The organism is uncultured Corynebacterium sp. (assembly GCF_902782855.1).
Lineage (GTDB): Bacteria > Actinomycetota > Actinomycetes > Mycobacteriales > Mycobacteriaceae > Corynebacterium.
In genome coordinates this window covers 1-14,664 of the sequence record NZ_CACZOO010000017.1, presented here as the reverse complement: position 1 = coordinate 14,664, position 14,664 = coordinate 1, and the positions used below count along the sequence as shown (strand labels likewise).

Below are 14,664 nucleotides of genomic sequence, written 5' to 3'. Positions count from 1 at the left end.
GGCCGGCGGCGGTGACCCGGAGCGGACCCGCGCCGTCGACGAAAATGCCGCGATCCGCACCATGAACGCCGCCGAGGAGGCCCACACCGACCGGTTCATCATGGTCTCCTGGTCCGGCTCGTACCCCGACCACGGTATCCCGGACGACGATCCCTTCCACTTCTACGCGGACGCCAAGGCCCGTGCGGACGCGCACCTGCGACACTCGACGCTGGACTGGACGGTCCTGGGGCCCTCCACCCTCACCGACGGGGACCGCGACGGGATCTCCCTGATCCCCGAGGACCGTGGCCGCACCGACAGTACCTCGGTGCCGCGGCAGGCTGCCGCCTCGGTGATCGCCGCCGCCGTGGAGTGCCCGCGCAGTGCTGGACACACCCTACGGTTCAACCGGGGGGACGCCGCCCCGTCGGACGTCCTGCGTGAGCTGTCTCTCAACCTGTCCACCGCACTCGACTCCCACGGCTCCGGTTTCGAATGAGCCGCGGACTTCCGGGAGCGTCCCCGGGCCCCGGCGGACTAGTGTCGGGACAATGACTGAACTCCCTTTCACCGCCACCGATGTCGCTCTCGTCTGTGAGGGCGGCGGTGCGCGAAACAGCTTCACCGCCGCCGCCGTCCATGAGTTCATGGTCAACGACGTGCACTTCGGGTGGGTCGGAGGGGTCTCCGCAGGGGCCTCCCACACCGTGAACTTCCTCAGCCACGACCCCGAGCGCGCCCGGGAGAGTTTCGTGGAATTCACCGCGTCCCCGGCGTCCGGTGGTGTGGGGTCCCTCATCCGCGGTGACGGGTACTTCGACGCGGAGTACATCTACGAGACCGCCGGGCTCCCCGGCAACGACCTCCCCTACGACTTCGACACTTTCCTCACCGACCCGACGCCCTTCCGGATCGAGGCCACCAGCGCCCGCACCGGCGAGACCGTCCGGTGGGGGCGCGGGGACATCACCGACCTGGAGTCACTGCTCAAACGGGTACGGGCGTCCTCGACTCTCCCGGTGATCATGAACACACCCGAGGTCGACGGTGAGCCGTTCGTCGACGGGGCACTCAGCGGATCGGGCGGCATCCCGGTGGATGCCGCGGAGTCCGACGGTTTCGAGCGTTTCCTGGTCCTGTGCACCCGCCCACGGAACTATGTGCGGCCCCAGGTCAGGTACCCTGCGGCGGTTCGGCGTCTGCTCGGTAGGTACCCTGCGGTCGCCGATGCGGTGGTGGCCCGCCCCGACCGTTACAACGCGACGAAGCGGCGGCTCATGGAACTGGAGAGGCAGGGGCGGGCCCTGCTGTTCTTCCCCGAGGAGATGCGCATCTCCAACACCGAGCGGAACCTCGACAAACTCAAGGCCACGTACTACGACGGGCTGGTGCAGACCGGCCGCGACTGGGACCGGATCATGGAGTTCCTCACCGCGTGAGACCCCGCGCTCCGGCTCGTGACCGCAGGTGGGGCCGGAAGGTGGACGGTGGGGTGACCGGGTTACACTTGTCGGGTTTCCACGACTTCTCCCCGAAGGAACCGCCATGGCCGGTGGCCTGTTCGCACTGCTAGACGACGTAGCCCTCATCGCGAAGAAGGCCGCTGTCGCGACACGTGACGTGGCGAGTTCCGCCGCGTCCACCTCCTCGAGAGCCGCGGCGGTCGTCGTCGACGACGCCGCGGTGGCACCCGGGTTCGTTGACGGTGTGACACCGGCACGTGAGCTGCCGATCGTCTGGAAGATCACGAAGGGATCCCTGGTCAACAAGATCGTCATCATCTTGCCGATCGCCCTGCTGCTCAGCTGGCTGGCGCCGTGGGCACTGACGCCGATCCTCATGGTCGGCGGCACCTACCTCTCCTACGAGGGCGCGGAGAAGATCTGGCACGCGGTGGTCTCCCGTCGTAGCCGGGGCGGGAACGACGACGGGCAGGTCGCCGCCGCGGAAAGCGGCCCCGACGACGAGGCGTCTCTGGTCAGAGGTGCGGTGATGACCGACCTCATCCTCTCCGCCGAGATCATGGTCATCTCGCTCAACGAGGTGACGGACAGGCCCCTCCCGGAACGGGCCGCGATCCTCGTTGTCGTGGCCCTGATCATCACGGTCGGCGTCTACGGGGTGGTGGGGATGCTGGTGAAGATGGACGATGCGGGCCTCCGTCTGGCCTCCGGCGACGCGGGACGCACCGGACTGATCCAGGGGGTCGGCCGGGCGATGGTGGTCGGCATGCCGAAGCTCCTCGCCACCCTCTCGGTAGTGGGCACCGCGGCGATGCTGTGGGTCGGCGGCCATATCCTCGTCACCGGCACCGACGAACTGGGCTGGCACGGGCCGCACGACATCGTCCACCATGTCGTGGAGAGGGTGGAGTCCACCGGTGCGGCGGTGCAGTGGCTGGTGGAGACCGGTTGCTCGGCTGTCGCCGGATTCCTCGTCGGATCCGTGGTGCTGGTCATCGCCGGTGGTGTCGCCCGCCTGTTCGACCGTTGGGGGGAGGGCGCCTGAGCTGTCCTGGCCTTCGTCTACAGTCATTTCCGTGCCAACACCAGACAACGCCCCGAAGAACTCCGCACCCACCGTTCCCCCGGTCCCCACCTCCGACCTCGACAGCGTCCTCGCCGACCGGCGCTCCGTCCACGGCACTGTCCCTGTCCCGCCACCGGTGCAGCCACGGATCGGCGTACCCACCCCCGCCGACATCACCGGCGGCACCCCCGCGCTCAGGGACGCCGAGCGCTCCCGTCGCAGGGCCGTCATCAACACCACGACCAGGACCCTGGAGGAGTATGACGCCCATCTCACCTACCGCCGTTCACGGGTTCAGAGCCCGGCGGCTGCGGCGGGATGGAGCGCCCTCGGCGTGATCGGCGGCGCTGTCGTCGTGCTCATCGGTGTCTGGCTGACCGGTGTCGGCCTCGACTGGAACCTGGACTAGGAGGGGATGGGCATGGCGTCACAGAAATCCACCGGCGGCTCCGGCTGCGCACTGTTCATCGTGCTGGGTCTGGCGGTCTGGCTCATCGCCTGGGCCCTCAAGCTCGCCCTTATCATCGGCGGCGGCGTTCTCGTCACCGGTGGCGTCGTCGGGGCGGTCGCCACTGTGATCTGGGCCTGGACGGCGGTGTTCTCCGACCGGGGGGTACGTCGCGGGGATGCCCGTCTGCACGAGGTGCTCACGGAGCTCTCCGTGCTGGCCGCCGACTCGCTGCGCGGTCAGATGGCGGAGTGGGACCGGATCCAGGCAGGCCGCGGGGTCGGCACCGTGCTGGAGTCCGCCTACTGGTCAGAGCAGCCCACCGACGAACAGAACGCACTGTTCGAGCAGGTCAACTCACTGATGACCCGTGGCGAGCAACTTCTCGCCGCCGACCCGGACTCCCGCCCGGACATCATCGGACATCTCCGCGAGTGCGACCTGCTCACGCTGGACCTCAGCGAACTCCGCGACCGGATCAGAGCAGCCTGACCCGCCGCCGCCGGTGACGCCGACCGGTGGGCAGCAGCAGGGTCTTCGGCACCGCCTCCAGCTCCCCCGGGCCCGGCTCCGGAACCGGTTCCACCGCCGTCTCGACGAGGATGGGCAGGTGGTCGGAACCGTCCTGGGGCAGCGAGGTGACTGTGGGGTCGAGGTAGCCATGTGTCAGGGCGAGATCGTAACGCCCCCGCAGCACCCCGTAGCTCCGGTAGGTGGAAGTGTCGCTCCGTGAGAGGCTGTACCCGTAGGATCCGACGTGCCGTGCCAGGCCGGCCTGGAAAACCGGGTAGTTGAAGTCGCCGACCATCATCGACGGCAGGCCGGGCCCGAAGTCATGCAGCGCGGTGAAGGCGGTACGGATCTGCTGGCGCCGCAGGGCGTTGCTGGCGCTCAGCGGCGCGGCATGGAAGGAGGAGATGAGCACCTCGCCGCCGTGGACCGCGTCATAGGCGAGCACCGTGGCCAGCCGTTCCTCGCCCGGTCTCATCACCAGGTCGTGGAGCGACTTCTCCAGCGGAACTGTGAGCAGGGAATGCGGGTCGAAACGGCTCGACCGCAGGTAGACCGCAAGTCCCAACCTGGTTCCCGAGGTACACTGCACCAGTTCGAGTTCCCCGATCCGGGTGGGCAGCGACGCGGTGTCCGCCTCCTGCAGGCACAGCGCGTCCGGGTCGTGGAGGGCCGCCAGGGGCACCAGTTCGGTGACGGCGTTGTTGTGGTGGAGGTTGTAGCTGATCAGCTTCATCCCGGTCCACCGTAGTCGCTGGTGACCGTGAACGACGGATGACCGGCCACTCGGCGGGTCCACCGCCCCGTCTCCGACGGCTACGCCACGTCCCCGTTCTCGATCCGGTCGACGATCGCCCCGACAGTGGGGGCGAACCGGTCCGGGCTGAACCGCGGTACCCCGTCGACCGTGAGCCGGTACCGGGAGAGCTTCTCACGGACCGGGTCCTTCATCTCCGCGAAGTAGAGCCGGATTCCGTGACGTCGAAGATAGTCGTCGAGCTCGACGAGCTCCTCCACCGCGCTGGAATCCAGGCCCGTGATCGGTTCACAGGCCAGCACCACGCGCTCGATCACCCGGCCCCGTTCCCGGGCGGCGAGGACTTCGTCGCGCACCCAGTCGTCGAAGACCGCGCCGTTGGCGAAGAACAGCGGCGCATCGAAACGCAGCAGCACGGTGCCCGCGACAGGCCGGGCCTGCGGGTGGCGCGTCACATCGTGGAACCCGCGCACCCCCGCGACCCGGCCGAGTTCGACACGGTAGGGCCGGGAGACCGCCTTGACGAAGGCGACGAACGCCAGCACCACCGCCACCACGATGCCCTCGAGGACGCCGAGCACCGCCACCCCCGCAGTCGCCGCGAGACAGATCAGCCCCTCTGTCCGGTCCACCCGGAACAGGGACGTCACGGCACCGAGGTCGACCAACGATGCCGCAGCGGTGATGACCACCGCAGCCAATGCCGCGCGCGGCAGGTCAGCGGTGATCCACGGGACGGCGATGAGCGCCAGGACGAGCAATCCCGCACCCACGACCGAGGTGAGCTGGGTCCGTGCACCGGCCCGGTCCGCCACCGGGGTACGTGAGTTCGAGGCGGACACCGGGAACCCCCCGAGCAGCCCGCTGGCGATGTTCGCCCCGCCGAGAGCGGACATCTCGCGGTTGCTGTCGATGTGCCGCCCGTCACGGGCGGCGAAGGTCCGCGAGAGGACGCCGGTGTCAGTGAAGGCGATGAGAGCGATCCCCAGGGCGGGGATGACCAGGGAGACGGCGTCGTCCCAGCTGACGCCGCCGAGTGCCGGCGTCGGGAACCCGCGCGGCATCTCACCGACGACCGGCACCTCACCGCGCCAGCCTGCCACGACGACGACGACCGTGGCTGCCACGACGGCAACGAGCACCCCGGGGATCCGTGGCAGACACCGGGCCAGCACCAGGATCACCAACACCGATCCGATGCCGAGAGCCGCCGCCCGCAGGTCGACTGCCCCGTCCGCGATGCCCCGGGCGATCGCGGTCACCTCACCGGACAACGAATCCGCGTCCACCGCGAATCCCAGCAGCGTCGGCAACTGACCGACAACAACCGCAAGGGCGATACCGTTGAGGTAGCCGATCCGGATCGGTCTGGCGAGCAGACTGGTCAACGCACCGAGTCGCAGCACGGCGGCAATGATGAGGGCCACCCCGACCTCCAGTGCCAGCACCCCTGCGAGTGCTACCCGCTCGGGCCCCGCCACCGCCAGCGGGACGACCGCTGCGGCGATGATCGGAGCCAGTGACGAGTCCGGGCCGAGCACGAGAATGCGTGACGGCCCGAGCACCGCGTAGACGAGCAGCGGAACGATGGTCGCGTAGAGTCCGGTGACCGGCGGGAGGCCCGCGACCTCTGCGTAACCGAGACCGGCGGGAATGAGCAGGGCGGTGAGCGCCACGCCCGCGGTGATGTCGTGACGCAGCCACTCCCGGCGGTAACCCCGCGCCACCGTCAGTCCCGGCAACCAGCGTCCGACGGTGGTGGGGATCGTCATCGGCCGACGTCGCCGTCAACGTAGTACCAGCGGCCGCTCTCACGGACGAACCGGGAGCGTTCGTGCTGGACCCCCACTCCCCCACCCGGCTCCCGGTACGTCGCCCGGAACTCCACGACACCCGTGGCGTCCTCCGGTCCCCCGGCGACGGTGTCGACGATCTGCAGGCCCCGCCACGCCGGGTTGTCGCCCATGTCGAGTGACGCCGGGCGCGTCGACGGGTGCCAGGTGTGCAGCAGCCAGTGCGCATCCGCGTCCCTGAACGCCCGGAAGCGCGAGCGCATCAGCTCTTCGGCGGTGGTGGGCTCTGTCCCGTCCGTCATGTCCGTCATACCCCCATCCTGGTACACGCGGGTCCACCGGCTCCGGACCGCTGCCCGGTCAGACGTTGAACTTGAACTCCACCACGTCACCGTCCTGCATGACATAGTCCTTGCCCTCCTGACGGACCTTGCCGTGGGTTCGTGCCTCAGCGACCGAACCGTACTCGTCGAGGTCGTCGAAGCCGATGATCTCGGCCTTGATGAAGCCGCGCTCGAAGTCGGTGTGGATCACCCCGGCGGCCTGCGGCGCGGTCGCGCCCTGCGGGATGGTCCAGGCGCGGGTCTCCTTCGGGCCTGCGGTGAGGTAGGTCTGCAGGCCGAGGGTGTCGAAGCCCGCCTTTGCGAGCGTCGCGAGCCCCGGCTCATCCTGGCCGACGGAGGCCAGCAGCTCGGCGGCCTCGTCCTCGTCCAGCTCCAGCAGCTCCGACTCGGTAGCGGCGTCCAGGAACACCGCCTCGGCCGGAGCGACGAGATCGCGGAGCTCCTGCTTCTTCGTCTCGTCGGTGAGCACGCCCTCGTCGGAGTTGAAGACATAGAGGAAAGGCTTGGCGGACATCAGGTGGAGGTCACGGATCGGCGCCGGGTCGATCTCGCCTTTCTTCGCCGCGGACGACAGCGTCCGGCCGTCCTCGAGGATCCGCTGCGCGGCCTCCGCCACGACAGCCTCCTCGGCCTTGTCACGGTCCTTGCGTCCCTCCTTCTGCAGTCGCGGCAGCGCCTTCTCGATCGTCTGGAGATCGGCGAGGATCAGCTCGGTCTCGATGACCGCGATGTCCGCCGCCGGGTCGACGCGGCCGTCGACGTGGATGACATTGTCATCGGAGAACGCCCGGACAACCTCACACACCGCGTCCGCGTCGCGGATGTTGGCGAGGAACGCGTTGCCCATGCCCTCGCCCTCCGAGGCACCCTTCACGATGCCGGCGATGTCAACGAAGGTCACCGTCGCCGGGAGGATCCGCTCGGAACCGTAGATCTCGGCGAGCCGCCGGAGTCGCGGATCAGGGAGTTCCACCATCCCCTCATTCGGCTCGATGGTCGCGAACGGGTAGTTCGCGGCGAGCACATCGTTGCGGGTCAGAGCATTGAACAGAGTGGACTTGCCGACATTGGGGAGTCCGACGATACCGAGAGTAAGAGACACGGCGTCCATCCTAACCGGTACCCGGTGCCGCACCGGCACCAGGTGGTGTGGCGGCAATTCCCACGTCCGCCGCACCGCGTGGTGCACAATGGTGCGCGTGAGCAGCGAACAGAACGGACCACCGACCTCCCACGGCCATGACACCCCCGGAGACGCCCCCGGACGGCGGGATCCTGACGATGTCACCGGCGGTCGGGACTTCGCGGACTTCCTCATGGGCTCGGGGCCTCTCCCCGCCGAGTCCGCCGCCCCTCTCCCCGGTGAACAGAAGGAGCTTCTGAGGAGGCCGGCGGACACCGACGGTGTCCCTGATCCGCGCCTCCTCCCCGACGTCACCGAGGTGACCGGCAGTGACGCCGACGACAACGGTATCCCCGACCACGACGAGGAGATCCGCGACCGGGCCGAGGTCATCGGCACCTCGATGCGCTGGTTCTCCGGCTGGTGCCTCCGTTTCCTCGTCATCGCCGCCGCCGGCTACATCCTCTGGCTCGGTTCGGCGAAACTGTGGGCCGGCATCCTGCCGATCATCCTCTCCATCATCGTCTGCACCGTGCTGTGGCCGCTGGTCCGGCAGTTGCGTAAGTGGCGTTTCCCCAACGGTCTCGCCGTCCTGACCTCGATACTGGTCTTCTTCGGAGTCTTCGCCGGCGTCGTCGCCGCGATCGCCCCGAGTGTCGCCGACCAGACCGGTGAGCTCGTCGACAAGGGCACCGAGGGGGTCGAGACCATCCAGGACTGGGTCGCCGGGCCGCCGCTGGAGCTCCAGAGCGACCAGATCGACAACGCCATCAACCAGGCCACGAACTGGCTGCAGGACCGCACCGACCAGATCACCGAGACCGCCGTCGCCGGTGTATCCGCCGTCACTTCAGCCGTCGTCACGCTCGTCGTCGTCCTCGTCCTCACCTTCTTCTTCCTCAAGGACGGGGAGAAGTTCCTCCCCATGGTCCGTCGCATCACCGGACGCCGGATCGGCTGGCACATCACCGAGGCACTCACCCGGTGCTGGAACACCCTCGGCGGTTTCATCCGTACCCAGGCACTCGTCAGCCTCATCGACGCCTTCTTCATCGGCCTCGGACTGTTCATCCTCGGCGTCCCGCTCGCCGGGCCGCTGGCGATCATCACCTTCTTCGCCGGGTTCATCCCCATCGTCGGCGCCTTCACCGCCGGTGCGCTGTCGGTTCTCGTCGCCCTCGTCGGCAACGACTTCACCACCGCGGTCATCATCCTGCTCATCGTCATCGCCGTCCAGCAGCTCGAAGGCAATATCCTGTCGCCGGTCCTGCAGTCCCGCGCGATGAACCTGCATCCGGTCGTTGTGCTGCTCTCCGTCACGGTGGGGGGCGGTCTGTGGGGCATCATCGGCGCTTTCCTGGCCGTCCCGGTCGCCGCGATGATCGCCGAGATCCTCCGCTACATCGGGGATCTGACCGATCTGTCCACCGGGGAGAAGTCCGCCGCAGAGATCACCTTCGCCACCGAGTCCGGAGCCCTGGGCGCCGAGCGCAACGAGAACTCCGCCCGGCGCTGGCGGGAGTGGCGGCTCACCCGGAAGAGCACCGCCGCCGCAGACCCCACGGACACGTCGGGGGACGCTCCGCAGTAGAACAGCCCGGGATGTCCTGTACCATGACTGCCCGTGACCACTGACCCCCAAGCTCCGGAAGACGTGCCCCTGAACCGGTGGGGATTCATCCCCCCGTGGGCACCACTGCTCGTGGCGGTGGCGGTTGTCTTCACCGGGGTGGTCCTCGGCGAAATCGGCACGGTCTTCCTGGTGCTGTTCTTCCTCACCTCCATCGTGTGCACCGCACTGGTCGAGCTCCGTGGCCTCTTCCTCACCGTCGTCACCGTCCCCTTCACCTGGTACGCCGGGATCGTCCTGGTCGGGTACCTCGCTGACCGCGCGTCCTTTTCCGAAGGCAGTTGGAAGACGGCGCTGCTCACCGCCGGATTCCCCGCGGTGGAGAACTATCTCTGGCTGCTCGCCGCGTTCGTGGTGAGTCTGCTCATCGCCCTGCTCAGGCAGCGTCTGGACGCCGCCGCCCGGGAACGGGCCCAGCGTATCGCCCGCCAGCGCCGCAGACGCAGCACCGCCGCCGAGGAGAACAACCTCCGCGTCACGTCCCGGGTGCGGGACATCGAACGTGCCGCCGACCTGGACCGCGAACGCACCGCGGAACGGGCCAGGTCCGCCCAGCAGGCGCGCACCGTCACCCGCCCACGTCGTGCGGCCTCCACGTCCGCCACGGACCGTGGTCCCCTGCCCCCGGAATCCCGCACCCGCAGTGCCGAGGAGTTGCGCGCGGCCAGCGACCGGCGCCGGGCCCGCGAGGAATCCGCACGGGCCAGCCGCCACCGCGGCGAGGACCCGTCCCTCGATCTGTGACAGACCTCTACAATCAGTGTCATGTCAGAATCGTCGGGTCCCACTACGCCGGACTCCCCGTGGCACGTCCACACCGTCAACGAGAAGGTGAAGGGCTGGATCGAGCGTCTCGGCCACCTCTGGGTGGAGGGGCAGATCACACAGCTCAACATGAAGCCGTCGTGGAAACTGTCCTACATCACCCTGCGTGACGTCTCCCAGGAGCAGTCGATCCCCCTGACCTGCTCCACCTCGATGCTGCGTGGTCTGCCGGTGCCGGTGAAGAACGGTGACCGTGTCGTCGTCTACGGCAAGCCGGCCTACTACTCCGGACGCGGCACCTTCTCACTGTGGGTCTCACGGATCCGTCCGGTGGGGGTCGGTGAGATGCTCGCCCGGATCGAGGAGCTCAAGCGCGCGTTGGCCGCCGAGGGCCTGTTCGACCCACGGCTCAAGCGTCCGCTCCCGTTCCTGCCGCACCGTATCGGCCTGGTCACCGGCCGCGAGTCCGCCGCCGAGCGGGACGTCCTCGCCGTGGCCCACGACCGGTGGCCCGCGGTGCGGTTCGAGGTCGTCAACACCGCCGTGCAGGGGGCCCAGGCCGTTCCGGAGATCATCGCCGCGCTGCAGCAGCTGGAGGCCGACCCGCGGGTGGACGTCATCATCGTCGCCCGCGGCGGCGGCTCGGTCGAGGACCTCCTCCCGTTCTCCGAGGAGGCCCTGGTCCGCCAGGTCAGCTCCATGACGACCCCGGTGGTCTCCGCGATCGGTCACGAGCCCGACAATCCGGTGCTCGACAGCGTCGCCGATCTCCGGGCCGCCACCCCGACGGACGCCGCCAAGCGTGTCGTCCCCGACGTCGCCGCCGAGCTCGCGCTCATCGGGGAGCTGCGCGGGCGCGCCGCCGGGGCGTTGCGCTCCTGGGTCGCCAACGAGCGACGGGGTCTGGCGTCGGTGCGGACCAGGCCGGTGCTGGCCGACCCGATGCTGCCGATCACCCGGGCGTCCCAGATCGTTGCGGACGCGCGCTCCCGCAACGACCGCGCCCTCGGCGTCCTGGTGCGCACCGCCCGGCACCAGGTCGAGTCACTGCGGGCCCGGGTCAACGCACTGGGTCCCTCCCAGACCCTCAGGCGTGGCTACGCGGTGGTCCAGGTGGTCCCCCGCGACCACACCCCACCCCGGGTCGTCACCACCGTCGACGAGGTCGAGCCGGGTGCGCAGCTGCGGATCCGCGTCCTCGACGGATCGGTCACTGCGGCGGCGATGGGGATCGAGAAGTCCCCGACGGGCGCGGTACCGGAACACACCAACCAGGAAACGGAGTCCACCGATGAGTGACCAGAATGCCCAGCAGACCTTCCGCCCGCTCGGGGACCTCAGCTACGAGGCCGCACGCGACGAGCTGATCGAGGTCGTCAAGATCCTGGAGCTGGGCCAGATGAGCCTGGACGAGTCCCTGCACTACTGGGAGCGCGGCGAGGCCCTGGCCGCCTACTGTGAGCGGTACCTCGACGGTGCATCGAAGCGGGTGGAGGACGCCCTGGCCCAGCGTGACGTCACGCCGTCGGAGTAGGCACCCCCGGGGTGCTGCTGGACGCCGCGCCCGTCGCCAACGGCTGTGCCTTCGTCACCGCCTCCGCCATGGTCCGGTACTGGGCCTCGGTCGCGGTCCCCGCGATCAGCAGCCGGACATCCCCCAGGTCCGCCGCCCAGACCCTCTTCACGTCGTCACCGGCCCAGATCTGCCAGGTGACGTCCCGTCCGGTGGAGGACCCCGACGCGGGCACCACGAAGGTACCGGTGTTCTCCCGGTACTCGTCGTCCTCGTCGGCGACGGCGTCCTCCAGTCCGGCGACGGTCTGTGTCAGGGCGAGGAACGCCTCCCCGTCGATGACCCAGCCGGCCTCCGACGAGGGTTCGTCGTCCACCATGGTGCGGCGCCCGGAATTGGGTTCCCAGTTCTCCGGCAGGGCGGGCAGCCGCACCGGGATACCGAGCCCACGGGCGTCGGTGCGCAGGATGGTGTCGATGTCCACCTCCTGCACCGGACCGGTCCTGTCCGCCGGGCCGGGGTTGAAACTGCACAGACCGGTGAAACCGACGGAGAAGAACACCACCACCAGGAGGACGCTCAGCGAGATGATGAGATCCCGGGTGTTGGTGAACATGCGTGGCTTCTCGATCTTCACGGCGTTGATTATGTCACGTGGGCCCCCCTCGACCGGAATCGGCGACAACGTGGAAGAATGGAGGTGTTGTCGAAGCACATCAAAGAAAGTTGGTAGCCATGACGGCTCAGCCCACTGTCCCCGCAGACATCCCTATGAAGGCACCCGACCGCAACCTCGCGATGGAGCTGGTCCGCGTCACCGAGGCCGCTGCCCTCGCGTCCGGCAAGTGGGTCGGACGCGGTATGAAGAACGAGGGGGACGGTGCCGCCGTCGACGCCATGCGGAGCATGATCAACACTGTCCAGATGGACGGCGTCGTCGTCATCGGTGAGGGGGAGAAGGACGAGGCCCCCATGCTGTTCAACGGTGAGCACGTCGGCACCGGTGACGGTGCCGCGGTCGATATCGCCGTCGACCCGGTCGACGGCACGACCCTGATGTCCCAGGGTCGACCGAACGCGATCTCCGTCCTCGCCGCCGCCGAGCGCGGTGCCATGTACGACCCCTCCGCGGTGTTCTACATGAGGAAGATCGCCACGGGTCCCGAGGCCGCCGACGTCATCGACATCACCGCCCCGACCGAGTACAACGTCAGGGCCGTCGCGAAGGCCAAGGGCATCGACCCGACCGACGTGACCGTCATGGTCCTCGACCGACCGCGCCACGCCGACCTCATCACCGAGATCCGCGCCGCCGGCGCGAAGGTCCGGCTCATCGGCGACGGTGACGTCGCCGGCGCGGTGCACGCCGCAGAGTCCTCCAGCTCGGTGGACATCATGATGGGCACCGGTGGCACGCCGGAGGGGATCATCACGGCGTGCGCCATGAAGTGCATGGGCGGTGAGATCCAGGGCATCCTCGCACCGAAGGACGACGCCGAGCGCCAGAAGGCCATCGACGCCGGCCTCGACCTGGACACGGTCCTCACCACGAAGGAACTGGTCCGGTCGGACAACTGCTACTTCGTCGCCACCGGTGTCACCAACGGTGATCTGCTGCGTGGCGTGGCGTACCGCAGCTCCGGCGCGACCACGCACTCACTGGTCATGCGTTCGCGTTCAGGCACGGTCCGTCGTATCGAGGCCGTCCACCAGCTCCAGAAGCTGCAGGACTACTCCGTCCAGGACTACGTCTGAAAAAGGGTGACCTCACCCCCGGAATCGGGGGTGGCTGATGCGCCCGTCACCGGCGTGGGTCACAATGGTCACCGTCACATCACCGAGGAAAAGGACATGGCAGGACACATGAGCGAGCAGGAATACCGTATCGAGCACGACACGATGGGCGAGGTCAAGGTGCCCGTCAACGCCCTGTGGCGTGCCCAGACCCAGCGCGCCGTCGAGAATTTCCCGATCTCGGGGCGCCCGCTGGAGTCCGCCCAGATCCGTGCGATGGGCCTGTTGAAGGCAGCCTGCGCCCAGGTCAACAAGGATTCCGGCAACCTGGACGCCGCCAAGGCCGACGCGATCATCGCCGCCGCCAAGGAGATCGCCGACGGCAGGTATGACGCGGAGTTCCCGATCGACGTCTTCCAGACCGGCTCCGGTACCTCCTCCAACATGAACACCAACGAGGTCATCGCCTCGCTGGCCAAGCAGGCCGGTGTGGACATCCACCCGAATGACGACGTGAACATGGGGCAGTCCTCCAACGACACCTTCCCCACCGCCACCCACGTCGCCGCTACCGAGGCCGCCGTCACCGACCTCATCCCGGCCCTCTCCCAGCTCCACGACTCGCTGGCCGCGAAGGCTTCCGAGTGGGAGCACATCGTCAAGTCCGGCCGCACCCACCTCATGGACGCCGTGCCCGTGACCCTCGGCCAGGAGTTCGGCGGTTACGCCCGTCAGATCGAGCTGGGCATCCAGCGCGTCGAAGCGACCCTGCCGCGCCTCGGTGAGCTGGCCATCGGCGGCACCGCCACCGGCACCGGGCTGAACACCTCCGCCGATTTCGGCGCGAAGGTCACCGAGGAACTCAAGAAGCTCACCGGTGTCTCGCAGCTGCGCGAGGCCGGCAACCACTTCGAGGCCCAGGCCGCACGAGACGCGCTGGTCGAGTTCTCCGGTGCGATGCGCACCATCGCCGTGTCGCTGAACAAGATCGCCAACGACATCCGCCTGATGGGTTCCGGCCCGCTGACCGGTCTGGCCGAGATCCACCTTCCGGATCTGCAGCCGGGGTCTTCGATCATGCCGGGCAAGGTCAACCCGGTCCTGTGCGAGACCGCCACCCAGGTCGCCGCCCAGGTCATCGGCAACGACGCCGCCATCGCCTTCGGTGGCGCCTCCGGCCACTTCGAGCTGAACGTCTTCATCCCGATGATGGCGCGCAACGTCCTCGAGTCCGCCAGGCTGCTGGCGAACACCGCGCGAGTCTTCGCGACCCGCCTCATCGACGGCATCGTCCCCGACGAGGTCCGGATGAAGACCCTCGCCGAGTCCTCTCCTTCCATCGTCACCCCGCTGAACTCCGCGATCGGCTACGAGGCCGCCGCGAAGGTCGCGAAGACCGCGCTGAAGGAGGGCAAGACCATCCGTCAGACCGTGATCGACATGGGCTTCGTCCCGGAGAAGCTGTCGGAGGAGGAGCTCGACAGGCGCCTCGACGTGCTGGCCATGGCCAACACCGACCGCGACTAGTCACCACCG

The 14,664-nt window shown here is 68.5% G+C and carries 16 protein-coding genes; 11 read left to right on the top strand and 5 right to left on the bottom strand.

Translation table 11 applies throughout. The features are described 5' to 3' along the window. The 5 genes from QZV72_RS00850 to QZV72_RS00830 form a co-directional block, all read left to right on the top strand. Window positions 1-481 (top strand): NAD(P)-binding oxidoreductase (locus tag QZV72_RS00850; RefSeq protein ID WP_297004078.1); only part of this gene is annotated, 481 nt, incomplete at its 5' end. A gap of 52 nt (window positions 482-533) precedes the next feature. Further along, the gene (locus QZV72_RS00845; RefSeq protein WP_297004076.1) at window positions 534-1,421 is read left to right on the top strand and encodes a patatin family protein; all 888 of its coding nucleotides are present in this window, start codon (window positions 534-536) and stop codon (window positions 1,419-1,421) included. Between the two features lie 106 nt (window positions 1,422-1,527). Next, on the top strand, window positions 1,528-2,490 hold the full coding sequence (locus QZV72_RS00840; RefSeq protein WP_297004073.1) for a DUF808 domain-containing protein: 963 nt from the start codon (window positions 1,528-1,530) through the stop codon (window positions 2,488-2,490). 31 nt (window positions 2,491-2,521) lie between these two features. Beyond that, window positions 2,522-2,920 carry a hypothetical protein gene (locus tag QZV72_RS00835; protein ID WP_297004071.1) on the top strand — a complete coding sequence of 133 codons (399 nt, stop codon included), beginning with the start codon at window positions 2,522-2,524 and terminating at the stop codon, window positions 2,918-2,920. 12 nt (window positions 2,921-2,932) lie between these two features. After that, complete coding sequence (locus tag QZV72_RS00830; protein ID WP_297004069.1) at window positions 2,933-3,451, top strand: hypothetical protein; 519 nt, start codon at window positions 2,933-2,935, stop codon at window positions 3,449-3,451. Here the strand turns inward: QZV72_RS00830 and QZV72_RS00825 are convergent. From QZV72_RS00825 to ychF, 4 genes are all read right to left on the bottom strand, one after another. Then, window positions 3,438-4,205, bottom strand: a complete 768-nt coding sequence (locus QZV72_RS00825) for an endonuclease/exonuclease/phosphatase family protein (protein ID WP_297004067.1) — start codon at window positions 4,203-4,205, stop codon at window positions 3,438-3,440. The genes QZV72_RS00830 and QZV72_RS00825 overlap by 14 nt on opposite strands. 80 nt (window positions 4,206-4,285) lie before the next feature. Beyond that, window positions 4,286-5,998 carry a SulP family inorganic anion transporter gene (locus tag QZV72_RS00820; protein ID WP_297004065.1) on the bottom strand — a complete coding sequence of 571 codons (1,713 nt, stop codon included), beginning with the start codon at window positions 5,996-5,998 and terminating at the stop codon, window positions 4,286-4,288. After that, entirely contained in the window at window positions 5,995-6,330 is a 336-nt protein-coding gene (locus tag QZV72_RS00815) for a YchJ family protein (RefSeq protein WP_297004063.1), read from the bottom strand. The genes QZV72_RS00820 and QZV72_RS00815 overlap by 4 nt, the downstream gene beginning before the upstream one ends. Window positions 6,331-6,379: 49 nt before the next feature. Continuing rightward, complete coding sequence (gene ychF / locus QZV72_RS00810; protein ID WP_297004061.1) at window positions 6,380-7,465, bottom strand: redox-regulated ATPase YchF; 1,086 nt, start codon at window positions 7,463-7,465, stop codon at window positions 6,380-6,382. An 88-nt stretch (window positions 7,466-7,553) separates the two neighbouring features. On the opposite strand from ychF, the gene QZV72_RS00805 reads away from it, so the two are divergent. Genes QZV72_RS00805 through QZV72_RS00790 form a run of 4 tightly spaced genes read left to right on the top strand, consistent with a single transcriptional unit; the run spans window position 7,554 to window position 11,415 of the window. Then, a complete protein-coding gene (locus tag QZV72_RS00805; RefSeq protein ID WP_297004058.1) occupies window positions 7,554-9,077 on the top strand; it encodes an AI-2E family transporter in 1,524 nt (507 codons plus the stop codon). 33 nt (window positions 9,078-9,110) lie between these two features. Next, window positions 9,111-9,860 carry a DUF6542 domain-containing protein gene (locus QZV72_RS00800; RefSeq protein ID WP_297004056.1) on the top strand — a complete coding sequence of 250 codons (750 nt, stop codon included), beginning with the start codon at window positions 9,111-9,113 and terminating at the stop codon, window positions 9,858-9,860. 21 nt (window positions 9,861-9,881) lie between these two features. Further along, the gene (gene xseA / locus QZV72_RS00795; protein ID WP_297004054.1) at window positions 9,882-11,180 is read left to right on the top strand and encodes an exodeoxyribonuclease VII large subunit; all 1,299 of its coding nucleotides are present in this window, start codon (window positions 9,882-9,884) and stop codon (window positions 11,178-11,180) included. Continuing rightward, window positions 11,173-11,415 carry an exodeoxyribonuclease VII small subunit gene (locus tag QZV72_RS00790; protein WP_297004052.1) on the top strand — a complete coding sequence of 81 codons (243 nt, stop codon included), beginning with the start codon at window positions 11,173-11,175 and terminating at the stop codon, window positions 11,413-11,415. Before xseA ends, QZV72_RS00790 begins: the two co-directional genes overlap by 8 nt. On the opposite strand, the gene QZV72_RS00785 is transcribed toward QZV72_RS00790, so the two are convergent. Further along, complete coding sequence (locus tag QZV72_RS00785; RefSeq protein ID WP_297004050.1) at window positions 11,399-12,031, bottom strand: DUF4245 domain-containing protein; 633 nt, start codon at window positions 12,029-12,031, stop codon at window positions 11,399-11,401. The two genes, QZV72_RS00790 and QZV72_RS00785, sit on opposite strands and share 17 nt — an antisense overlap. A 98-nt stretch (window positions 12,032-12,129) precedes the next feature. On the opposite strand from QZV72_RS00785, the gene glpX reads away from it, so the two are divergent. Both glpX and QZV72_RS00775 read left to right on the top strand, forming a co-directional pair. Then, entirely contained in the window at window positions 12,130-13,149 is a 1,020-nt protein-coding gene (gene glpX / locus QZV72_RS00780; RefSeq protein WP_297004048.1) for a class II fructose-bisphosphatase, read from the top strand. 108 nt (window positions 13,150-13,257) lie between these two features. Continuing rightward, window positions 13,258-14,655 carry a class II fumarate hydratase gene (locus QZV72_RS00775; protein WP_297004047.1) on the top strand — a complete coding sequence of 466 codons (1,398 nt, stop codon included), beginning with the start codon at window positions 13,258-13,260 and terminating at the stop codon, window positions 14,653-14,655. The last annotated feature ends 9 nt before the right edge of the window (window positions 14,656-14,664 follow it).